The 22,458-nt window shown below is 62.9% G+C and carries 22 protein-coding genes; 10 read left to right on the top strand and 12 right to left on the bottom strand.

The features are described 5' to 3' along the window. Window positions 1–20 precede the first annotated feature (20 nt). Window positions 21–821: a polyphosphate kinase 2 gene (gene ppk2, locus BM374_RS23290; RefSeq protein WP_092297211.1), complete on the top strand. Its 801-nt coding sequence runs from the start codon at window positions 21–23 to the stop codon at window positions 819–821. Between the two features lie 38 nt (window positions 822–859). Here ppk2 and BM374_RS23285 read toward each other — a convergent pair whose 3' ends face one another. From BM374_RS23285 to BM374_RS23260, 6 genes are all read right to left on the bottom strand, one after another. Then, the gene (locus BM374_RS23285; protein ID WP_092297208.1) at window positions 860–1,312 is read right to left on the bottom strand and encodes a hypothetical protein; all 453 of its coding nucleotides are present in this window, start codon (window positions 1,310–1,312) and stop codon (window positions 860–862) included. A gap of 193 nt (window positions 1,313–1,505) precedes the next feature. Continuing rightward, window positions 1,506–1,940, bottom strand: a complete 435-nt coding sequence (locus tag BM374_RS23280) for a hypothetical protein (protein WP_092297205.1) — start codon at window positions 1,938–1,940, stop codon at window positions 1,506–1,508. A 20-nt stretch (window positions 1,941–1,960) separates the two neighbouring features. After that, window positions 1,961–3,661, bottom strand: a complete 1,701-nt coding sequence (locus BM374_RS23275) for an aspartate:alanine exchanger family transporter (protein WP_092297202.1) — start codon at window positions 3,659–3,661, stop codon at window positions 1,961–1,963. Between the two features lie 15 nt (window positions 3,662–3,676). After that, a complete protein-coding gene (locus tag BM374_RS23270) occupies window positions 3,677–6,430 on the bottom strand; it encodes a decarboxylase (RefSeq protein ID WP_092297988.1) in 2,754 nt (917 codons plus the stop codon). A 137-nt stretch (window positions 6,431–6,567) separates the two neighbouring features. Then, window positions 6,568–8,277, bottom strand: coding sequence for a SulP family inorganic anion transporter (locus tag BM374_RS23265; RefSeq protein ID WP_092297199.1), 1,710 nt, complete (start codon window positions 8,275–8,277; stop codon window positions 6,568–6,570). Continuing rightward, window positions 8,274–8,957: a YoaK family protein gene (locus BM374_RS23260; protein ID WP_092297196.1), complete on the bottom strand. Its 684-nt coding sequence runs from the start codon at window positions 8,955–8,957 to the stop codon at window positions 8,274–8,276. The genes BM374_RS23265 and BM374_RS23260 overlap by 4 nt, the downstream gene beginning before the upstream one ends. A 140-nt stretch (window positions 8,958–9,097) precedes the next feature. On the opposite strand from BM374_RS23260, the gene BM374_RS23255 reads away from it, so the two are divergent. The 3 genes from BM374_RS23255 to BM374_RS23245 are packed head-to-tail and all read left to right on the top strand — an operon-like array spanning window position 9,098 to window position 12,303. Beyond that, window positions 9,098–10,786 (top strand): aspartate:alanine exchanger family transporter, encoded by a 1,689-nt coding sequence (locus BM374_RS23255; protein WP_092297193.1) that lies wholly within the window; start codon window positions 9,098–9,100, stop codon window positions 10,784–10,786. Between the two features lie 11 nt (window positions 10,787–10,797). Further along, on the top strand, window positions 10,798–11,685 hold the full coding sequence (locus BM374_RS23250) for an alpha/beta hydrolase family protein (RefSeq protein ID WP_092297190.1): 888 nt from the start codon (window positions 10,798–10,800) through the stop codon (window positions 11,683–11,685). Between the two features lie 36 nt (window positions 11,686–11,721). Further along, complete coding sequence (locus BM374_RS23245; RefSeq protein ID WP_092297186.1) at window positions 11,722–12,303, top strand: invasion associated locus B family protein; 582 nt, start codon at window positions 11,722–11,724, stop codon at window positions 12,301–12,303. A gap of 73 nt (window positions 12,304–12,376) precedes the next feature. Here the strand turns inward: BM374_RS23245 and BM374_RS23240 are convergent, their stop codons facing one another. The 3 genes from BM374_RS23240 to BM374_RS23230 form a co-directional block, all read right to left on the bottom strand. Continuing rightward, window positions 12,377–12,658 carry a hypothetical protein gene (locus BM374_RS23240; RefSeq protein WP_092297183.1) on the bottom strand — a complete coding sequence of 94 codons (282 nt, stop codon included), beginning with the start codon at window positions 12,656–12,658 and terminating at the stop codon, window positions 12,377–12,379. A 138-nt stretch (window positions 12,659–12,796) separates the two neighbouring features. Beyond that, window positions 12,797–13,183, bottom strand: coding sequence for a response regulator transcription factor (locus tag BM374_RS23235; protein WP_177248486.1), 387 nt, complete (start codon window positions 13,181–13,183; stop codon window positions 12,797–12,799). Between the two features lie 175 nt (window positions 13,184–13,358). Further along, window positions 13,359–13,982 carry a response regulator transcription factor gene (locus tag BM374_RS23230; protein WP_177248485.1) on the bottom strand — a complete coding sequence of 208 codons (624 nt, stop codon included), beginning with the start codon at window positions 13,980–13,982 and terminating at the stop codon, window positions 13,359–13,361. Window positions 13,983–14,334: 352 nt separating this feature from the next. On the opposite strand from BM374_RS23230, the gene BM374_RS23225 reads away from it, so the two are divergent. Beyond that, a complete protein-coding gene (locus tag BM374_RS23225) occupies window positions 14,335–15,018 on the top strand; it encodes a helix-turn-helix domain-containing protein (RefSeq protein WP_092297175.1) in 684 nt (227 codons plus the stop codon). Here BM374_RS23225 and BM374_RS23220 read toward each other — a convergent pair. The 3 genes from BM374_RS23220 to BM374_RS23210 form a co-directional block, all read right to left on the bottom strand. Continuing rightward, a complete protein-coding gene (locus tag BM374_RS23220; RefSeq protein WP_092297172.1) occupies window positions 14,999–15,454 on the bottom strand; it encodes a potassium channel family protein in 456 nt (151 codons plus the stop codon). The genes BM374_RS23225 and BM374_RS23220 overlap by 20 nt on opposite strands. Window positions 15,455–15,549: 95 nt before the next feature. Beyond that, window positions 15,550–16,413, bottom strand: coding sequence for an alpha/beta fold hydrolase (locus BM374_RS23215; RefSeq protein ID WP_092297169.1), 864 nt, complete (start codon window positions 16,411–16,413; stop codon window positions 15,550–15,552). Between the two features lie 8 nt (window positions 16,414–16,421). Then, window positions 16,422–18,929: an alpha/beta hydrolase gene (locus BM374_RS23210; RefSeq protein ID WP_092297166.1), complete on the bottom strand. Its 2,508-nt coding sequence runs from the start codon at window positions 18,927–18,929 to the stop codon at window positions 16,422–16,424. A gap of 133 nt (window positions 18,930–19,062) precedes the next feature. Here BM374_RS23210 and BM374_RS23205 point away from each other — a divergent pair, with 133 nt between their 5' ends. The 5 genes from BM374_RS23205 (at window position 19,063) to BM374_RS23185 (ending at window position 22,449) form a co-directional block, all read left to right on the top strand. Beyond that, window positions 19,063–19,989: an alpha/beta fold hydrolase gene (locus tag BM374_RS23205; RefSeq protein ID WP_092297162.1), complete on the top strand. Its 927-nt coding sequence runs from the start codon at window positions 19,063–19,065 to the stop codon at window positions 19,987–19,989. Further along, window positions 19,986–20,600, top strand: a complete 615-nt coding sequence (locus BM374_RS23200) for a hypothetical protein (RefSeq protein ID WP_092297159.1) — start codon at window positions 19,986–19,988, stop codon at window positions 20,598–20,600. The genes BM374_RS23205 and BM374_RS23200 overlap by 4 nt, the downstream gene beginning before the upstream one ends. A gap of 67 nt (window positions 20,601–20,667) precedes the next feature. Further along, complete coding sequence (locus BM374_RS23195) at window positions 20,668–21,321, top strand: CoA transferase subunit A (protein ID WP_092297156.1); 654 nt, start codon at window positions 20,668–20,670, stop codon at window positions 21,319–21,321. A 4-nt stretch (window positions 21,322–21,325) separates the two neighbouring features. Then, the gene (locus BM374_RS23190; protein WP_092297153.1) at window positions 21,326–21,976 is read left to right on the top strand and encodes a 3-oxoacid CoA-transferase subunit B; all 651 of its coding nucleotides are present in this window, start codon (window positions 21,326–21,328) and stop codon (window positions 21,974–21,976) included. A gap of 14 nt (window positions 21,977–21,990) precedes the next feature. Further along, window positions 21,991–22,449 carry a MaoC family dehydratase gene (locus BM374_RS23185; protein WP_092297150.1) on the top strand — a complete coding sequence of 153 codons (459 nt, stop codon included), beginning with the start codon at window positions 21,991–21,993 and terminating at the stop codon, window positions 22,447–22,449. Window positions 22,450–22,458: the final 9 nt, after the last annotated feature.

The following is a 22,458-nucleotide window of genomic DNA, read 5'->3' as shown; positions in this document are numbered from 1 at the left end:
GCGCAACAGGAAGGATCGGCATGGCCAAGGACTCACCTGCGGAGCGGATGAAGCGGAAGAACTACGAGAAGGAGCTTGAGAAGCTTCAGGTCGAGCTCTGTCACCTCCAGGACTATGTGCGGGAAAACAAGCTGCGCGTGATCATTCTGTTCGAGGGCAGGGACGCCGCAGGCAAGGGCGGAACGATCAAGGCCATCACCGAGAAGGTCAGCCCGCGCGTGTTCCGTGTCGTTGCCTTGCCCGCGCCGTCGGATCGCGAGAAGACGCAACTTTTCTTTCAGCGCTACATGGAGAGATTCCCGGCCGGCGGTGAGATCGTGATCTTCGACCGAAGCTGGTACAATCGCGCCGGCGTCGAATATGTCATGGGCTTCTGTACCCCCGCCGAGCACGAGCGCTTCCTCACGCTGTGCCCGCAGATGGAGAAGTATGTCATCGATGGCGGCATCATCCTGATCAAGATCTGGCTCGAAGTGGGCATGGAGGAGCAGGAGCGTCGTTTCAACGCCCGCATCGACGACCCTGTCAGGCAATGGAAGCTCAGCCCGATGGATCTGGAATCCTATTCGAGGTGGTACGACTATTCGCGGGCGCGCGATCTGATGCTGAAGAAAACCAGCACCAAAGAAGCGCCCTGGTTCATCATCCGCTCGGATGACAAGCGAAAGGCACGGCTCAACTGCATCGCCCATCTGCTCGGCGCCATCCCTTACAAGCGTATCAAAAAGGACAAGATCAAGCTGCCGAAACGCTCCGACAAGGGACGCTACAACGACCAGGCCAGCCTGAAGGGGATGAATTTCGTCGCGCAGCGCTATTGAGGAGATCAGGCCGCTTAGCGGCCTGATCTGCCATTCACTCAATAGCCATACGGGTTCTGCTGCCCGCAAACCCAATTGCCGTAGCTGTCATAACAATAGTTGTTGTAGTAGCCGTAGGCGCCGTAAGCGCCCGCTGCTGCGGCGCCGACCGCGGCGGCACCATAGGCCGCGCGGCCGTAGCGGTAGCCGTAGCCGGGACGGTATCCGGGATAGCCGGCGACGGGACGACCCGGCCGACCTGCGACCGGATAGCGGCCGGGACGACCGGCTATCGGATGAGCAGGACGCGCACGTCCGGCGACGCGATGCCCGCCATGGACGCGGCCAGCATGAACCGCACCACCGCGGAAACCTCCGCCGTGAAAGCCGCCTGCCCGCGCCCCGCCACCATGAAAGCCGCCGCCACCGCGACGGGCGAAAGCGTTGTCGGGAATGAGGCTGACAGTGAGCAGGACAAGGACCGCAAGGGCAGCCAGAAGATAACGAAGCATGGCATCTCCTCCGTTGATTGGGGTGCCGTCACTCGCTCTTCGGTGATGCCGCCGCAGGACCGCGATTGGCACCCGACGATAAAGTCGGATGCCGATCTGCTTTCCAGTTTGACCTAAATCAACAAAACGGAGGCTTTATGAGGTGAGCTCCTGCAGCGCGCTCGAACGAGCCCGCGGCACGGCCGGTTCAACTCTATTTCAGGCGGATCGTGACGCCACCAACCGCGGCCGAGACTTCAGCGCCGATCTTTGGCCCGCTGAGTTGTAGGATCACTCCATTGCTGTTCTGTAGCTGAACGGCGCCCGCGCCTGCGGCGACCGCCCCACCCGCTCCGCCAACCGCATAAGAACCTTCGATTGAGGCCGGTCCCTTCAGATTGAGGGCGCGGCCGACGAACTTCGTGGTGGATGCTCCGACCGTCAGGCCCACGCTCATGCCCGAGACAGTGAAGGGATATTTGTGGCCGCGGTAGAGCAGCACGCCTTCCCCACCGCCGACACCAACGATGAAGCCGCCCTTGGTAAAGACGACAGCGACCTGGCCGGTGTCGGCACGCGAGGACGTGCTGAAACCGGCAACGCCAACAAGCGACGCGACCAGGGCAGCTCCGATAGCAAACTTTCTCATGACGTTACATTCCCCTTTTGTTATTGCGCCAGCAACATTGCGAAGTAGCCGAAGATGGTGAGCAGGATGCCCGAGACGGCATAGCCGACCGGGAACCCAATCCAAGGCACCGAGCTCTGGATCTCGACCGCGGCTTCGCGGCACGGGCCCGAATGCGATCGCGCTCCAGCAACGCCACCCATCAGAACCGCCGGATTGATCCTGAAGACGTGGAAGCCGATTGCCCAGACGATGAACGGCGGAATCGTGCAGGCGATGAAGCCGACGATGAAGATCTTCAGCGCGACCGCACCGGTGAGCTGGGCCAGGAGGCCCGCGCCGGCATTGACGCCAACGATGGCGACGAAGACGACGAGACCGAGATCCTCGAGGACATTTCGCGCCGCGTTCGGCGTGTTGCCGAAGAAACGCAGGCGTGACACGACCGAGGACACGATCACACCCGAGAGAAGCAGACCGCCGGCGTTGCCAAGGCCAACCTTAGCGCCGAACGCAGGAAATTCGACCATGCCGATCAGGAAGCCGAGGATCATGCCGATCGACAGAGTCAGCAGATCGGTCGAGGTGTTGGCACGCGCGATGCGGCCCCACATTTCGCCGAGCTCGTTGACCGCTGACTTCAGGCCGACCACTGAGACGATGTCCATCCGCTCCAGCTTGGTCTTGAGACCTGCCGGAATCTGCACGCCGCCACGCTCGACCTTGGTTACCTGCAACTGGCCAGCGATGGCCGTCTCACGGAAGGATTCGAAGGTGCGTCCCACCACGTCCTTGTTGGTAACGAGGATGTCCGCCTGGTCCATGGGTATGCCGAGCGTCTTGGCATCGGCGACCTCGGGACCAATCAAGCCCATCTTCTCCGTGAGATGCTCGGTCGAGCCGCCTAGCGCGACGACGTCGCTCTTTTGCAGCACGAGATCGGGATCAGCACCCTGCGGCTCGCCGTTTCGCCCGACATTGACGATCCGGTATTCCGGATTCATCGCGCGAAACTTGGCGATGCTCATCCCCACCGTCGCGGGATTTTCGAGGCGGTAGGCCCGCAGACCGAACTGCCGATAGCCGGTCAGACCGCCACCTTCGAGATCCTTGACGCCGAATTCCCGCTCATACTGCTTCGCTGCGGCCCTTGCATCGACGCCCCACCAGCGCGGCAGATATTTGCAGATCAGGATGATGCCGACGGTGCCCCAGATGTAGGTGATGCCATACGACAAGGCGATCATGCCGGTCGCTTCCTCGGGCTTCATCCCCGCAGGCAGCTTGACGACGCCCGACGTAACGGCCTGCTCGGCCGAACCGATCGCGGCCGACATCGTTTGCGATCCCGCCAGCATGCCGCCAGCGGCACCCGGCGGCAATTCAAAGAGCTTCGCCCCCAGCACGACCAATGTCAGGCCAAGAATGCTCGACACTACGGCGAGGAACAGGAACTTGATGCCGTCGCCTTTCAGGCTGTTGATGAAGGACGGACCGACGCGCAGGCCGACGCCGTACATGAAGAGATAGTAGAACAAGCTCTTAGCAAAGTTGTTGAGCTCGAGCTTCACACCATAGCTGGAAGCCCAAACCGAGATGCCCGCGCCGACCACGATGGCACCGGCGACCATGCCGAGACCATAGCCCTTGATGCTGGCCCGGCCGATATAGACGGCGAGACCGACGACGAAGAACAGCAGCAGATATGGATATTGCTGCAAGAACTGGAAAAATGACTGCATGGTACCCTCCTGGCCTTAAGATGCGGCCTTGAGCTTCGGCCTCGCATCGGGCTTTGGCCGGCCGAGCTTCGCCAAAGCTTCCGTGCGCACGAGCTTCAGTCCTTCCTTGGCGTCGTAGCCATGGATCTCCTTCACATCGAGCTTACGCATGAAGTCGATGGTCTCCTGGGTGATGACCTGGCCAGGCACCATGATCGGGAAGCCCGGCGGATACGGGATCACGAAATTCGCCGAGACGAGATCGGGACCGGCCTTCAGCCGCCGGTCGATCTCGGGATCGTTGAGGCGAATGTGCTCGCAACCCGTGACGTCATAGGCCGCGTAGAAGCCGGAGCGGATGTCGCCTTCGTTGGTCTTAGCGCCGGCATCGCCGCGGAAGCTCGGATGGAAATGCGAGAAGTTCGGCAGATCGGGCACGTCCTTCATCAGGCTGGTCACCCGTGCCTCGAAGGTCTTCCGGGCGTTGGCGCCGCCGTGGGCAAGGCCACGGTCGATCTCACCCGCGATCTCGGCGAGGACGCGAACAAGATGCGCGACGTCGCTGCGGGTGTTGTTGATGTTGGACTGGACCAGCACCGAGTTGCGCGAAGTCTTGTTGACCTGGATGTTGTACTCGTTGGCGAGAATGCCCTTGAACTGCGTGCCATCGTAGCCGGCCATGCCGCAGACCAGCGTCATGCGGGTCGGATCGAGGCAGAACTCGTCCTCGTCCAGGCTCCTCAGCGTATTGGCCCAGTTGACGCCCGGCGCCAAAAAGTCGGTGAAGCCGCTCTGGCGGTATTGCGCCGGCACCATGGCGTCAGCGCCGAGGATGCGGAAATATTTCGAGATCAGCGGATTGTTGTTGACTGCCTGGCGGATCGCGAACGCGATCTCGATTGCATTGGCAACGAGGCCGTAACCCTCCAGCTCCATCTGGCGCCGCGAGATGTCGAGGCTGGCAATCAGCTGCTGGTTCGGGCTGGTCGAGGCGTGGGTAAAAACCGCCTCCTTGAACTGCTGCTCGACGGTGTGGAATTCGACGTCCTTGACCGAGAGCATCGAGCCTTGACGGATCGCCGACATCGACTTGTGGGTCGAGTTGGTCTGGTAGACGCGCAGGCGGATCTGCCTCGGGTCGGGAATGAGCCGGGTCTTGAGCAGCACTTCGTCCGAAGGATTCTTGCCGAGCTCGGCCTGCTGCTTGTCATAAGCCGCGACCGATTTCGGATCGCGCATCCACGCCTCGATCTCGTTGGCGGCGCCAAGTCCGGTGCGGCGGCGCAGGAACGGCGAGAAACGTGCGAAGCCGAACCAGGCTTCGTCCCAGAGGAAGATCAGATCGGGCTTGATGGCGAGGCATTCCTCCATCACCCGCCGTGTGTTGTAGATGTGGCCGTCGAAGGTGCAGTTGGTCAGGTCGACCATCTTGACGCGGTCGAGCCGGCCGTCGGCCTTGGCGTTCAAGAGCGCCTGCTTGATGGTTTTCAGCGGCACCGCACCGTACATCGAATATTCCGTCATCGGGAAGGCTTCGACATAGAGCGGCTGGGCGCCCGCCAGCACCATGCCGTAATGGTGCGACTTGTGGCAGTTGCGGTCGACGATCGCGATGTCGCCGGGCGCGAGCAGTGCCTGCACCGCCATCTTGTTCGAGGTCGAGGTGCCGTTGGTGACGAAGAACACGCGATCGGCGCCGAGCGCCCTCGCCGCTTTTTCCTGCGCCTTCTTGATGTTGCCGGTCGGCTCCAGCATGCTGTCGAGACCGCCGGTGGTGGCGCTGCTCTCGGCCAGGAAAAGGTTCGGGCCGTAGAACTCGCCCATGTCGCGGATCCAGTCGGATTTGAAGATCGACTTGCCGCGAGCGATCGGGAGCGCATGGAAGGTGCCGATTGGACGTTGGGCATATTTCTTGAGATTGTCGAAGAACGGCGTGTCGTAGCGATCCTGGATGCCTTCGAGGATCGACAGATGCAGCTCCAGGAGTTCTTCCACGGAGTAGAAGATGCGGCGAACCGCGTCGGCCTCGGGATTGCCGGCGAGCTCCTCCACATCGCGGTTGGAGATCATGTAGAGATCGAGCTCGGGCCTGACGCGCTTGATGATCCGGGCAAGCCGCAGTGCCGACGCATCGGTTTCGTCGTTGAGACCGGCAGTAGCCATGATCGAGCGCAACACCGGAGCGTCGTGCCGCGAGCGCAGGCCAAAGCCCTCGTTGATGATGACGGCACCGAGATTGGGATTGAGCATCGTCGCGCAGAAGGCGTCCTCCAGGCTGCCGACGATGACCGGCTCGTAGATGAAGGCATCGACCGGACGCCGCAGCTTGCGCCATTCGGCGGCGAGCGCCGGCCATTGGCCCGGTGACACGCCAGTGACGATCAACGTTTCGAAATAAGGCCGGCGCGCCGCATGCGCGCCGAAACTGGGTGGCATTAGTTCGGGCGCATCGCCGTTGCCGTCGTCCCTTGCGCTCCAGTCGCCGGCGTGCTGACGAAAGGATCGCGTCGCGAGCGCCTGAGCAATCCTTGTCGCAAGAGCGAACGAGGTCGCCCCATCGCCGGCGGCGGCAGCTTCCCGCAGTGCGGCCATCAGCTGCAGGCCCGGATAGCCGTGAAACTCTTCCGTGATGGAGAGATCGGCCAGCGCCGCATCGTAGGCTGCGCGATTGCCGACCCTGGCCCAGCTCTTGGCGGCCTCGACCAGATCGCGCCAGTCGTCTGCCCGCGCTCCGGGGCCGGAAAAGAACTGGTCGATGCGCTTTTGCGCGGCCTTGGGCTCTTTGGACATGTGTCTCTCCCGATCCGTGAGGGCAAAGGTGATGCGGATCGTGAGTGCGGCGCCGGTCGCTCTATTGATCCAAGTCAACGGTTGCGTGCGTTCTTGAGAGGAGCCGCCGCGCCATTCGCATTGCAATACGAAGGGCATCAGGCCGTTCGTTGTTCGGCGCTCGCCTTATCATTGCCGAGCACGCTGTCGACCGAGCCCAACCACAGACCGCTGTCGGTCTTGTCCGCGAGCCCTTCGGCTCGCAGCAGGTCGCGGAGCTGCGCATGCGCACCGACGATGCAGAAGGTCACCTTGCGTGATGCAAGTTCGTGGTGGAGATCGTGCAGCATGCGCGCGCCGGCCAGATCGATATAGGGCGAGGCCGAGAGGTCGCAGGCCACCAGCCGGACGTCCGGCGACCTCCGCAGGGCCGCCATAACGGTATCCAGGATCGTCTCGGCATTGATGTAGAGCGGCGATGCTTCGGGCCGGAAGGCGATGATTCCAACCAGCGGCTCGACGCCCTCGTGCCTCGCATTGTCCGAATAGCGGCCGCTGCCGGGCAATCGACCGAGGAACGCGACATTCGGTCGCGAGGCCCGCGCCAGCAGCAGGAAGATCGACGCGATCGAGGCGAGCAGCACGCCCTGGAGGATTCCGAGCAGCAGCACGGAGATCAGGGCGATCGCCGCCGCATAGAAATCAATACGACTGACCCGCCACATTCGAAACAGCGCCCGAACATCGACCAGTCGGTAGACGGCGACGAAGACGATCGCGGCGAGCACCGCCTTGGGCAGGTTGGTCAGCAGCCCCGTGAAGAACAGCAGGCACAGCCCGAGCGTCACCGAGCAGATCACCACCGCCAGCGGTGTCCGCGCACCGGCGTTGTCATTCACGGCCGATTGCGACAGGCCGCCGGCAACGGGATAGCCGTGGCCAAGGGCGGCGGCGAGGTTCGCAGCGCCTAGTCCCAAAAACTCCTGACGAACATCGAGCGGGTAGCCGTGTTTGGCGGCAAAGGCGCGGGCCGCCGACACGCCTTCGATATAGGCCAGCAGCACGCAACCTGCCGCGAGCGGAAACAGATCGTCGAACTCCAGCAAACCGAATGTCGGGATTCCCAACGCCGGCAGCCCTTCCGGTATCTTCCCGGTGACGGGCACACCGAGAGCCGGGAAGCCCAGGAGCGTTGCCAGAACGATTGCGAGCGCAACGACGGTGATGCCGACAGGCTTGCCTGGCAAGAGCCGCTCGCCGAGCAGGAGCAGCCCGAGCCCGACTGCACCAATCGCGAGCACGAGCGAATCGATGCCGTCGAGCTGCCCAACCAACTTGATGACACGATCGAAGAAATTGTGGCCGCCGCCAGCGACGCCGAGCAGGCTCGGCAACTGGCTCATGATGATGGTGAGCCCCGCCCCGGCCTTGAAGCCGACCAGAATGCTGTCGCTGACCAGCCGGACGAGCACGCTGAGCTTGAACAGCCAGGCGAGGAAGCACAGAACAGCCACCGCGAAGGCAGCCAGGCTCGCGATCTCGGCATAGCGCACCGCATCGCCGCCGGCGAGCGCGCCGACCGTGCCGGCGATCATCAGCGAAATCGCGGAGGTCGGCCCCACCGCGAGCTGTCGCGAGGATCCGAGCAGTGCATAGCCGATACCGCCAAGCATGTAGCCGTAAATGCCGACCTGCGGCGGCAATCCGGCCAGCGCGGCATAGGCCAGCGAAACGGGAATCGCGTAGGCCGCCAGCGTGATGCCGGCCACTGCGTCGGATGGCAGCCATTCCCGACGATAGGCGGCAAGCCACGCCGATGGCGGGACATATCGTGTCCAGCTCGCACGCGGTCTGGACGGTCCATTCATGCGCGCACCTCGAAGTCCCCGGCCTCGCAGCACAGCAGCACGACCAAAAGGCAGATCACGGGAATGCCGAGTGCCAGATCTGGGATGGCCTTGGTCGCGAATGCGCCGATCGCGGCGCCGAAACCGAATGTCAGGCAGACTGCCGTAAAGATGCCCGAGCGGCGCAATACGCCGGAGGGAGCCGGTCCGCTTGCCACCACAAAAATGTTCTCGATGGCCTGGCGCATGTTGCCGGTGATCATCACGGTGCTGTAGGTCGCGCCCTCGACCTTGGTGAAGATCGCTGCCTGCATCGCTGCGACGCAGGAAATGCCGAGCGTGCCGGCGACCTCGGGCGTCCGGTTATGAAGAATCCCGATGGCGATCAGCAGGAGAATTTCGATCAGCGTGCTGATGGCGCTCGCGCGATCGCCGGAAGCGCGGCGCAGCCACGCGGCAATCACGATGCCGACGGCAAAGGCCAGGATCGGCGGCGCGAAGTGCACAGCCCTCGCCCAGTCGCCCGTCATCCCATAGACCCAGAGGAAGACGAGGTTCGCCGTCTGGGCGTTGGCCATGACACCATGGATGATCCAGGGATAGGCATCGATATAGCCGCCCGCGAATGCGAGCAGCAGCGCGACCAGGACCGTCTCGTCGCGAGGCAGCGACGGGCTGGCGGCGATATCCAGTGGGCTCATGTCCGACACGCTTGTTCTCTGGCACCCCGGCGTCGCCATTGACGGCATGCACGAGCGGCAAAGGGTTGATCTGAATCAACCCTTCGCGGCGGCCCGCAGCATCAACTCGCCCGACGCACGCGGCTGGAGGACTAGCGACCATGGGCACGGTCAGGTGGATCATCGCCACTGCTCCGGAGATCTTTCTGCTCCTGACCGTTGCCGCCGGCACCATGCTCGGCCGGGTCAAGATCGGCGGCTTTGCGATCGGTACGACGGCCTGCATCCTGATCGTGGCCGTGCTCGTCGGTCAGCTCGGAGGATTCACGTTCCCGCCGATCCTCCGGGCGATCCTCTTCAGCCTGTTCGTGTTCACCATCGGTTATCGGTCCGGGCCGGAGTTCTTTGCGTCCCTCAGCGTTCGCACCCTGGCCCAGGTCGCGATGGCACTCGCAATCGGCGGCACGGGGCTGCTGATTGTCCTGGCGTTTGCCTTCACGTTAAAGCTCGACCCCGGCACCGCGTCCGGCATTGCGGCTGGAGCCCTGACGCAATCCTCCGTGATTGGCACCGCATCCGGTGCGCTGGCGCAACTCGGTCTGCCGCCCGACGTGCTGAAGCAGCAGGAGGCCAATATTGCGGCCGGTTACGCCGTCACCTACGTGCTCGGCTATATCCTGACCTTGCTGTTCGTTCCTTTCGTCGCTCCGAAATTGATGCGGGTTGACCTGAAGGCCGAGGCGAAGAAGCTGGAGGCGGAGCTTTCCGGGGGCGAGGCCCCGCAGACGGAGAACCTTGCCTACCGCAAGTTCCAGGCACGCGCCTATCTCGTCTCGACTGCTGCCGGCCGCACCGTCAAATCGATCGAGGAGGAGATCGGCAGCCGCACCGTCGTCGAGCGCATCGTCCGCCAGGGCATCGACGTCGAGCCGCATCTCGACACCGTGCTCGAGGCCGGAGACAACATCGTTATCGCCGGACGCACGGCCGCCATCGTCGCGGCCAAGCCGGTCATTGGCGCCGAGATCGACGCCGACGAGATCCTCAAGGCGATCCCCGGCAATGTCATGGAGGTGCTGGTCGACAACCGCCAGCTTCATGGTCGCTCGATCAGGGACGTCGCCGATCGCGTTGGCCGCAACGCCCGCGGCGTTTTTCTCCGGGCGCTGACACGAAACGGGCGTGAGGTGCCGCTGAGCCCCGATACGCGGGTCTATATCGGTGACACCATGACGCTGGTCGGCAGCACCCGGAACATCGAGCGGGCTGCCGCCAATGTCGGTCAGATCCTGCGCGCGGGAGACCGCGCCGACATCGCCTTTCTCGCCGCCGGCATCGCCGTGGGCTTGCTCGCGGGCCTCGCCAGCTTCAAGATCGGCGGGATCGCGTTAACGCTGGGCGGTGGCGGCGGCGCATTGATCGCTGGCCTTGTCTGCGGCTGGCTGCGTTCGCGTCGGCCGACAATGGGCGCACTGCCGCCCGCCGCGCAGCAGACGCTGAGCGACATCGGGCTTGGCGGATTCATTGCCGCCATCGGGCTCGGCAACGGCGCCGCCGCATGGGCCGCGATCCAGGCACATGGCCTGTTGCTGGTCGGCATGGGTCTCGTCATCACCATCGTGCCGTTGACCGTCGGGACGCTGCTGGCCTTTTACGTGCTGCGCATGAACCCGGTCGTCACCTGCGGCGCGCTGGCTGGTGCCATGACGGTCGACGCCGCCGTGACCGGTGCATGCGAGGTCGCTGAGAGCCAGACCCCGGTGCTCGGCGTCGCGGTGCCTTACGCCGTGGGGAATGTGATCTTGACCGTTCTCGGCCCGATCATCGTGGCTGCGACTTATTCCGGATGAGGGAGAGTGCGATGCGATCGCAATCCTCGTTCCGACAGGTGCTATGCGTGCTGGTTTTCCTGGCGCTGATCACGCCAACGCGCGCCGACAAACCGTCTACACCCCGGCGCATCCAGGAGGAGATCTGGGCATTGCCCTTGCCGCTGCCGATGTTCGCCTATGTGGTGCGGCCGGTCGGTGACGGCCCCTTCCCGCTCGTCATCATGAACCACGGGGTCTCACTCAATCCGACCGATCGCAGCTTCTTTCCGCTCGTCGAATTCCGCGAAGCCGCAAAATGGTTCGCTGGCCGCGGCTATCTCGTAGTGGCGCCGGTCGGGAGCGGGTATGGCGCGTCCGCCATCGATATTCCCGAGCGCGGCATCTACGGCCCGTTCTTCTCGAAGGTGGGCAAGCGCACCAATCCCAACTTTCGCTCGCCCGGTCTCGCGGTCGCGCAGGCCGATCTCTGGATCATCGACTACATGACGGCTGAAAAGCGCATCATCCCCAAGGATGTGATCGTCGTCGGACAGTCCGCCGGCGGCTGGGCATCGATCGCGCTATCGAGCGTGAACCCGCCCGCAGTCAAGGCGATCATCATCTTCGCTGCGGGTCGAGGAGGTCGCGTCGGCGGCAAGCCCAACAACAATTACGCGCCGGACAAGCTGGTCGAGACCACCGCCGAGTTCGGGCGGACGTCACGCGTGCCGATGCTGTGGATCTACATCGAGAACGATACCTTTTTCGGCCCCGCCCTGTCGAAGCGCATGCATGAGGCCTTCACCGCCGCAGGCGGCAAGGCCGAGTACCATCTGATGCCGCCGTTCGGCAGTGAAGGCCATTTCTTCATCGGCTCGCCGGATGCCATTCCGTTGTGGTCACCACTGGTCGAGAAATTCCTGGAAGCCCAGAAATAGGCGCGGAAACGCCCGCGAAATGGTGGAGGTCATGCCATGCCCACGTCCACTCACTGCGTCTGGGGAGTCCTGGCGGCGGCCTTCATCAACGCGTCCTTTTCTGAGGCAAGCGCGAGGGACGAGCGGCTCAGCGGCACCAACGCCGCAGTAGCCAAGCGCGGCGAGCGCGAGGCCAAGGATATCGTCTATGGCGACTGGCAGAAGCTCTGCTTCAGGGCAGGCGGGGCTCCCATGCTCTGCCGAACCTCGATCACTGGCAAATTCCCCACAGGGCAAACCGCCGTGCGGATCGATTTGATCGAAAGGGAGGACAGCCGAACGGCCCGGCTGCAAATGTTTCTACCCGTCGGCATGTATCTGCAACATCCCGTCAAGCTGACGGTCGATGGTGCGAGCCCCCGCCAGTTTCCCTATAGCTGGTGCCTCACCAACGCCTGCATTGCAGCTGACGTGGCCGACGCGACATTTGTCAAGACCATGGAAACCGGAAAGTCCCTGACCCTGGAGGTTGTCGATTCCAATCTCCTGGCCCTGACGACAACCCTGCCCCTCGCCCAATTCGCCGCCGCCCACAAGGGGGCACCAGCCAAGACCATGGAGCAGGATATCGACGAGTGAGTTGGATCCGCTGCGCGCTTCGTCCGAAACGCCGTGAGGCGCGTCGCGCTCAGCGACGAACCTCACGTCGGCCTCAATAGCAGGGCGGATAAGGAGAATATCCGCAGCGCCGATAGCCGCCGTATGCACCATAAGCCGCCGCGCCCGCGGCGGCCGCGCCATAATAGGCCCTTCTATGCACGCGGCGGTGCACGCCCGCGACGCTCATCGGCGTCAGCGGCCGGCCTACTCGCGCCTCCGCACGATCGTCCGAAATGGAAGGTGCCTCCGATGACGAAAAGCGGACCGACAACGGCGCTGCTGTGAAGAGAGCCGCGGCCACCACCAGTCCAAGTCGCATGACGGTTCGTGTCATGTTGTCTCTCCTTGGGGACCATGATCGAACATGGCGTGAGCCGAAAGCCCGTGCCCGCCCTTGATCAAGATCAACGAATGCGATTTCAAGCGCAGGGCGGGAAGCGAGAGCATCGAGCCTATACCCGCGAGCGGGCCATCATGGTGCACCCGCAACAATTCCGGCGCGGGCCTTTTGGATGGACTCGATCAGCGCGTGCGCCGCAAATGGTTTGGTCAGATAGGCTGCACATCCCGACTCGATGGCAGCGGAGCGATTGGCGGGGCTATCACTCCCCGTGATGAAGATGACCGGCAGTAAACCCCCATGCGCAATCAGGCGGCGGCGCAGATCGATGCCCGAATGATCACCGAGATTCACATCCAGGATTGCACAGACAGCGTCATCCAGGTCGCCACGCTCGAGCAGCTCTTTCCCCGATTCAAACAGCAGCACGCTGAATCCGTAAGCGCGAAGCAGCCGATTCATGCTGACCCGCACCGACGAATCGTCATCGACGACGAGGATGCACTTGTTTCTGGGCAACGAGATTGACCTTGGCTGGCGCATTGCCGGAGACCGTCAGCCCGGCTCCAAGCGCTGGCATGGGCCGACAGCTGCGGCATTTAGCCCACCCCCTGCCGTCGCCTGTCAATAAAGTATGATGTTGTCCCTTGGTACAGGTTAAGCCGTCGCCGCCACGGGCCGACGACCGGCCTTCCTAGGCCTTGCCCGCATCAAGCATGCCGAGCCGTTCCGCAACCGAGACCAGTTCCGCAAGCGAGCGCACCTTCATCTTCTCCATCACCTGATGGCGATGGGCCTTCACGGTACGCTCGGTGGTTCCGAGATCGTAGGCGATCTGCTTGTTGATCCTGCCGCGCACGATCAGATCGAACACCTGGTGCTCCCGTGGGGTCAGCGTCGCCGCAAGTGCGCGAAGCGATTCCAGCTTGCGATGATAATCCCGGCCGGCCTCGTGGCGGGCCAGGGCGCGCCCGATGACATCGAGCAATTGCTCTGACGACACCGGCTTGATCAGGAAATCCTCGGCACCCGCCTTGATGGCCCGGACTGTCGTCGGCGTATCGGCATGACCGGTCAGGAACACGATCGGGAGGGTCGAGCCGAGCTCGATGAGGCGGTTCTGCAATTCCGGGCCGCTCAGCCCCGGGATGCATACGTCAAGCAGAATACATCCCGCCTTGCCGTCGTCGGGGAGCCGGTCGAGCAGCTCCCGCGCAGATGCGTAGGTCGCGACATCATAACCGGCGAGCTTCAGCCGCCGCTCGATCGCGCTACGAAACGAGGCGTCGTCGTCAACGACGTGAACGAGGCCAGGCAACTTTCCCTCTTCCAACCCAGATCGTCGAAGATGCCTGCACGGCGCACCTTGATACCTGCATGCCCGATCACTGCGCGCCACCGCTATATTCAGCAATCTAGCCGTCGAATGATACCGATCATACTTCCAATTTTGCAACTCAGGACAGAACCGCTGTCGGAAGATTTTCCTTCTCATACAACGCACCATTCTTGCCGCATTGTCCTTTGGTACAATGAACAGCGGGACAATGGTCTGGAATAACTCGTTCGCCAAACATCAACTACTGCGGGAGGGCGACAGCGCGGCGCTTCCCCCGCCACAAAGGGAATCCCAAGACCCAATTCATCGAGCCCTGTTGAGGAGTTGGCTCATGTATTTGCGCATCACGACTGCCACGCTATCTCTTCCCAATTCGCTCAACGACTTCGGGATGACAAGTAGCTCAAATCCGATCGTGAGTTTAAACGAGTTTACCTACAAAAAGGGTACCGAGATCTACGGCGAGAAGGAGTCCGCCGACTATGTCTATCAGGTGAAGTCCGGCGCCGTCAGGAGCTACAAGCTCCTGTCGGATGGCCGCCGCCAGATCGGCGCGTTTCACCTCGTCGGTGACATCTTCGGTCTTGAGAACGGCGCCTCGCATCGCTTTACGGCCGAAGCCATCGTGGAAACCACCGTGCGGCTGATCAGGCGAGAGAGCCTCGAAACCGTCGCCGAGAGCGACGCCATGGTCGCCAAGAACCTGCTCTGCATGACCACGATCAACCTCCAGCACGCCGAAGATCACATGCTGCTTCTGGGCCGGAAGACCTCGCTCGAACGGGTCGCCGCCTTTCTGCTCGAGATGGACAAGCGGATTGCAGCGTCCGCCGTCATGGCGCTGCCGATGTCACGGCGCGACATTGCCGACTATCTGGGCCTCACGCTGGAGACCGTATCGCGCGCCTTGTCGCGGCTGCACGAGCTCGGCATCATCGGATTTCTCGGTAACACGCAGCGCCAAATCGTTCTCTTGAACCGGCAGCAGCTCGCCACTATCGATCTTCAGGACTGAATCCGGGCGCGCCGATCGTGGCGAGATGCTCGAGAGTCTTGCGGAGGACCTCGAACAGCACGGCGGTCGACCAGCCGAACAGCAGGATGCCGTTCATCGCGGTCATCGGTCCGAGCAGGCGCCAATCTTCGACCGGCGTGATGTCGCCGTAGCCAAGCGTCGTATAGTTGACGAAGGTGAAATAAAGCAGATCGCTGCCAGCCGGCGCTGCACCGATGATGCGATAGGCCAGCGCCCAGACCAGAACTTCCAGGGTATGTGCCAGCATCAGTGCCGTGGCGGCCACCACCATCACGGCCATCAAATGAAGCCTCGGCCAACGCGTGTGCCGATAGCCGGCGGATCGGGCAATGCCGATGGCCCCCACGGTCACGGAGGCATGGATCATGATATTGATCGCGCTGACGAGCGCGACAAGCAGGAACTGAAGCGCCATTCCCCCTCACAAGACCGGCAGGCGGCCACGAGCCTGCCCTTCCAAAACGGCTCGCACTTGGTTCGGGTGACGGCTCGAGTCGCACTCCAATCATATCATTCTGCCAGCCCGCCAAACCAGCCACCGAAATACCCGGCATAGAGCGCCGGCAGTTCGACATTCATGGAATGGCCAATACCGGGCACCACCACCAGCCGGCAGTCGGGCATTGCGGCCGCCATGGTGCGCAGGTCCGCCGGCGGAATCCAGCCGTCGCATTCGCCCCAGAGGACGAGGTGCGGATGCCGAATCTCTGCCATGCGACGCTCCAGCTCGCCGCTGTCCTTTTCGCGCGTGAGGTCGACCGGGGTACCGATCCAGATGCCCTCGGAGACACGAAAGGTCTGCTCGATGATGCGCTCGAACAGGGCCCGGATCTCGCCCAGTCCCTCCCGGAATCGCGGGACGGCATTCGGCGCGAGGCTTTCCGGGACGAACAGCGAGGACGCCGCCGTCGCCATGACCGTCCGGGTCAGCTCCTTGCTCGCCATCATCGCGCGAAACAGGCCGATCTGATCGCTGTTGAAGGCCATGCCGAGCGGCGTGACCGGATCGAGCGCGAACACCCGTCCGAACCGTTGCGGCTGCATCAGAAGCATCCGCGCGGCGATGATTCCGCCGGTCGAATGCGTGGCGAGATGGCAAAAACGGATGCCGAGCGCGTCGAGTGCCGCCAGCATATCGTCGGCATGTTGCTGCATCGAGTAGTTGGAGTAGTCCGCGGCGGGCCTGGGCCGATCGCTGTCGCCGCAGCCTCGCCAGTCGATGCCGACCACGCGCAGGCCGGACGGGAACAGCGGCGCGGCGAGCTCGATCCAGTCCTTGCTGGCGAGATTGCCGTGGATGAAGACGACGGTGACGTCGCCCTTGCCCCACTCTCGCCAGCCCAGTTGGACCTCGCCCGCCTGCACTCTCGTCATGAGCCGGCCTATTTGTTCAGCCCGGCCGTCGGCGCAGCACCGGGCGGCGTCGGCGCCACCGGCAGGGCCGAGACCACCGCGCCCTTGATCATGCGGTCGATGCCCTGGGGCGACGAGGTGTCGACCGTTCCGCGAGTCACGAAGTCGACGACATCAGCCGGGAATTCCACCGGATTGTCAGTGTGGATGAAATGGCCGGTGTCCGGGTAGATCTTGAGGATTGGCCGATTGCCGGCATTGGTCATCCGGGTCATGAAGGGCGAAATGACGTCTCGCCCGAGATCCGTGAGGCCGTTGAAGGCAGGCGTCGGGATGAACGGCTCCTTGTCACCGAACGACAGGAAGATCGGCGCCTTGATCTGGATGACCCGCTCGTAGAGGTTCTTCGGATCGTCCTGCTGCAGCTCGGCTCCAATGGTGTAGATGTCGTAGATGAAGACGTTGCACCACTGCTCGAGCTCCTTGGGATTGCCCTTGATCAGGCCGACACGCTGCTCGGTATGCAAGCGGGCATACTCGCTGTCGCTGAAGAAGTAGCCGGCCTTCGCGGCCGATACCGCGTTGGTCTCGGGATCGCGCTTCTTGAAATAGAAGAAGTCGCGGATGTTCTGCTCCGAGCGCTTGATTTCGGAGTCGAGAACGCCGGTTGGACCCCAGGTCGCTTTCCACTTGTCGAAATCATGGTCGAACGCCTGATCGAACAGCTTGGCCTTCTTGTCTTTGGCAATGCTGATCTCGCGCGGATATTCCTCCAGACCGGAAGGCGCTTCCAGCGCGAGGCCCTGGACCGCGTCTGGCCAGGTCAACGCATAGCCCATCACGAACTGCCCGCCCAATGAGTGGCCGAGATAGTAAGCCTTCTTGACGCCGAGCTGGTTCACCACGAGATCATAGATGACTTCGCGCATGTCCTGCATCGTGCGTGCCGGGCTGTTGTCGAGATTTCCCGGACCCGACATGCCGTAGTGCGGCAGATCGGGCGCGATCACACGCAAACCGCTGCGCAGCGCGTATTGCATGACGTTGCCGTAATGACCGGCGAAGGCGCCCTTGCCGTGGATGATGACCAGCACCTTCGGATCCTTTTCGGTGCCAGCATATTCGTCCATATAACCGATCTGCCAGGAATTGCCGCTCTTGTCCTTCGCCGTCGCGTATTTGACCGGATAAGGATAGGTCACATGGTCTTTCCAGAACGACTTCGCTGGATCGACCTTGTCCGCGACACCCGGCACGCGATAGTTCTTGTCGACGTATTTTTGCGCGCGATCGAGCGCGGCGACATCGTCCATGAAGGCGACGAACTTCGGATCGTTCTTGCGCTGGTTGATGATCGGGAACACGCCGTAATGGGCGACCGGGCTTTCCTGCGCGATGAGGTCTGCGCCGGGCACGCGATCAACGGCCTGCTGGGCCAGCTTGAAGTTCAGCCAGAGGTCGTTGGTGATATGCATCACCAGCGTGCGCGCCTGGATGCGGCCGAGATAGGGATTGATGTTGTGGGTCTCGCCGACCCGGTTGCGCCAGACGAGATCGACAGCGTCGTAGAGTTTGGCGCGATTGGTGACGTTCAGCCCGGCCTTCTCGTTCGGCGGATCCCAGTAGAAGATCTCCGGCTGGACCGCTTTCCAGTTCTGACTCGTGCGATAGGCAAAGTCGTAGCCCGTCATGCCCAGGATCGACCAGCCGAACGCGACGCCGGGCACCGGATGCTTTTCCTTGGGGAGCTTATAATAATCGCCTTTGGTCGCCTGCCAGACGGGATCGGCCTCGATCGCGGCCGTCATCATCTGGAACGTCCAGTTGCCGACGGGATCATCGCCATCCGACTGCGTGGTGCCGCCGATCGGCATGATCGCACCGACATACTCCGGATGCATCACGCCCCAGACGTAGGTCTGGGTGCCACCCATGGAGACGCCGGTCACCAGCGCCGCACGCGCGATCTTCAGGCCGTCGCGCAGCATGCGATAATTCGCCTGCACCATGTCATAGTAGCTGTATTGCGGAAACTTGATGCCGAGGCCTTCGGACGGCTTGCTCGCACCCCAGGTCCCGAGCGGATCAACCATGACGACGTAGTAGCGATCGGTGTCGATCGGCCGGCCCGGGCCGATGATCGGCACGCCACCAGACAAGGGAGCGCCCTTGACCCACTGCTCGTACATGTCGGTGGAATCGCCGGAATAATAGGAATTGATGATCACGGCGTTGGTGATCTCTCCGGCAGCATTGCGCCGGGCATTGCCAATCGCGATGTAGGAGGTGTGCAGCTTGCCAGCGCCGAGGGATTCGAGGGTGACGCCGCCCTCGCCGCCATTCTCCCATTTTGAGGGATCGGAGAGATCGTACTTGCCGCCCAAGCGGAAGTTCGCGATCTCGTAAGTTTTCTTCAACTCGTCATGTTGCATCTGCGACGAGCGGCGGGTGAAGGGCTGCGCAACCGCGAGTGACGTCCCGATCAGCAGCAGAAGAAGGCTGAGGACGTAGCGACACGCGGCCTGTTTCGTCGTCATGGCGAAATCCTCCGGCTAATGTTTTGATTGGACGCTAAGGACCGGCGCCGGTGCATCCTTTGATTTAACTCAACGGATTTCCGAACTTCCGACGGAGGATCGTCAGGCACCGAGTTACCTGCCGGACGTCTCCATGGCCTTCCTCGCCCACGGCCCGTACCGCATTCGTTACGAGCTCGACGGTCCTTCCGGCGCGCCGGCCTATGTGCTGGTGAACGGCCTCACGCAATATGCCGAGCTATGGACGGCCTATCGCGACGCTCTCATCGGCCGCGGATTCCGCGTTGCAACGTTCGATCTGCTCGGCCAGGGCGAATCCGACAAGCCCACGCTCTTCATCAGTCAGGACGATCAGGTCGCAGCTCTTCACCTGTTGATCTGCGAGCTCGGCGATGGACCTGTCTTCCTGAGCGGCATCAGTTTTGGCGGTCTGATCGCGCTACGCTACGCGACCGCACATGGACAGCGGCTCTCGGGACTGGTGCCGATGAGCTGCTTCGCCGAACTGCCGCCGCAGCTGTTTCTGCTCGGCAACGCCTTGCGAGCCGGTCTGATCCTGGGCGGGACCAGTTACTTGCAAGACCTGCTGTTGTCGATGAACGTCTCCGACGCATGGCTCGCGCCGGTGCTCGACAGGCTCGACGCCGTGAAACGGCAAGGCTGGCTCGTCAACGACATGTATGCTCTGCAGAATCTGATGGAGTCCTTCCTGGAATTCAAACCGCTGACGCAGCAATTGCCGGCGATCGGCATCCCGACCATGATTCTCAACGGCGAGTTCGACTTCCTGACGCCACGTGCGCTGCACGACACCCTGCGCATCCAGATTCCCAACAGCTCGCTGGTAATCATTCCGCGCGCCTACCACGCCTTCACCCTGGAGAAGCCGGCGCTGACCGCCGACCTGCTCGCGCGCTTCGCAGACGACGTGCTGGCAGAACGATGGCAGGGCAACAAGGCAGTCTGGATCGCACCCGAGGAGGCCGGCGGCGACCTCGTTCCGTTTCCCGACGGTTACGATCATCTACGCGCCATCCCCGTGCGGCGAGCGACGCCATGAGCAAATTTCTTGGCCCACTCGATTTGGATGGCCGCGTGCCACCACAGCAGCAGACCCGCGTCTCCGCGTTTCTCATCTCCGCCCACGGCGCGTTGGGACGCCGGTTCGCACTCAGCCTGCCCATGAGGCTGGAATCCGCCTGGCAGACCGAATTGAATGCCCAGCTCTATAACGAGGTGGAGATCGTCTCGCTTATGATGCGCGCAACGAGCTGGGCCCCCGACCTCGCGCTCGGCTATCTGGCGGCCTCGTGGGAGATCGCGTGGTTTCCAGGGCCGACTGAGGGCTTGTCCGATCACGCGCTCGCGGCCGCCGTGGACGTTGCGACGCTTGCCCATGCCGTTCACGCCGGCATCCGGCCGGCGGCGCTGCTCCCCGTCGAGGCCAATGCGAACGATCCGTTCGTGATGGCGCTGCGGCGCGTCGAGTTCGAGAGCGGCCGGCTGCTGCAGGCACAGATCATGTTCCTGAAGGGCGACAGCCTCGTGCCATTTCGCGACGGCGTGAGCGCTGTGCTCGAGCGGCGCCACCTCCAGGTGCGCAAGCTGTGGCGCGAGATGCTGCAGAGCCTCGGCATTGCCGATGGTACCGAGATTGAGGCGAAACCTTGACCCAGATCAACGGAGTCGGAGCCGCGCTCGCCACCATCAAATCGACCGACTGACTGGAGTATCGATCATGAAGGCCGTTTCCCTCGAAGAAGCCGTCGCGATGATCCCGGATGGCGCCAGCATCATGGTCGGCGGCTTCATGGGCGTCGGAACACCGGAGCGCCTGCTCGACGAGGTGGTCCGGCAGAAGAAGTCCGATCTGAGCCTCATCTGCAACGACGCGGCGACGCCTGGAAAAGGCGTGGGCAAGCTATTCGATGCGACGTTGGTCTCGCGATTGACCGCGACCCATATCGGGCTCAATCCGAAAGCCCAGCAGCAGATGCTGGCCAACCAGGTCGCTGTCGATCTCATTCCGCAAGGCACTTTTGCCGAGCGCATTCGCGCCGGCGGCTGCGGCCTCGGCGGCGTGCTCACGCCGACGGGGGTCGGCACGCTGGTGGCCGAAGGCAAACGCCAGATCGAGGTGAACGGCAAACCCTTCTTGCTCGAAACTGCGCTGCGGGCGCAGTTCGCGCTCGTGCATGCCTTTCTGGCCGACTATCTCGGCAACCTCGCCTATGCGCTGACCTCGCGCAATTTCAATCCTGTCATGGCGATGGCGGCCGACACCGTGATCGTGACCGCGGAGCACATCGTGCCGGTGGGCGTGATCGCGCCTGACCACGTGGTGACGCCGGCGCCGCTGGTCGACTACATCATCATGAATTCGAACGGGTGACTCTATGGATGCACAGGAGATCATCGCCCGGCGCGTCGCGCAGGAGCTTCGCCCAGGCAACCTCGTCAATCTCGGCATCGGCATTCCGACGCTGGTCGCCAACTACGTATCGCCGGACCTGAAAGTGTTCTTCCAGTCCGAGAACGGGCTGATCGGCACCGGTCCGATCCCCGAGCAGGGCATGGAACATCCTCTGCTCACCGACGCCGGCGGGCGGCCGATCAGCGCGCTGCCGGGCGCCTGCACGTTCGACAGCGCGATGTCGTTCGGCCTGATCCGCGGCGGCCATGTCGACGTGACCGTGCTCGGAGGGTTGCAAGTCGATGCAAGCGGGCATCTCGCCAACTGGATGATCCCCGGCAAGATGGTGCCGGGCATGGGCGGCGCGATGGATCTCGTCAGTGGCGCCAAACGCGTCATTGTCGCCATGCAGCACGCGGCCAAGGGCAAGTCCAAGATCGTCAAGCAATGCAACCTGCCGCTGACCTCGGCGCGTCCGGTCAGCCTGGTGGTGACGGACATGGCCGTCATCGACTTCGCCGATGGCAAGGCAACGTTGCTCGAAACTGCGCCGGGTATCAGCGTCGGCGAGGTCATGGCCGTGACGGAGGCCGAACTCGCCGTTCCCGACAAGGTACCGGAAATGAGGCTCTGAACGGGACACACACGATGCGGATATTCAACGATTTCAAGGAAATCAAGGCCGCTGTCGGCACAGAGATCGGCGTCAGTGACTGGATCGAGATCACCCAGGATCGCATCAACAAGTTCGCCGATGCGACCTGCGACGAGCAGTGGATCCACGTCGACCAGGAACGCGCCAAGGTGGAGATGCCGGGCGGCAGGACGATTGCCCACGGACTGCTGTCGCTCTCGCTCGCGCCGATGTTCGTGCGCTCCGTGATGGGCCTGAAGGGCCTACGCAACACGCTCAATTGCGGCGCCGACCGGATCCGGTACCTGGCGCCGGTGCCGGCCGGCTCGCGGGTCCGTGGCCGGGTGAGCATTGCGGAAGCCGAGGACGTGCCGCCCGACGGCTTGCGCGTGAACTATCACCTCGTGATCGAAATCGAAGGCGGCAAGAAGCCGGCCTGTGTCGCCGAGCTGATCGCCCTGCACTACCGCTGAGCGCGGCCG

This window comes from Bradyrhizobium sp. Ghvi (assembly GCF_900115265.1).
Lineage (GTDB): Bacteria > Pseudomonadota > Alphaproteobacteria > Rhizobiales > Xanthobacteraceae > Bradyrhizobium.
Note: the sequence above shows the minus strand (reverse complement) of the source record. Positions and strands in the feature narration are given on the sequence as shown.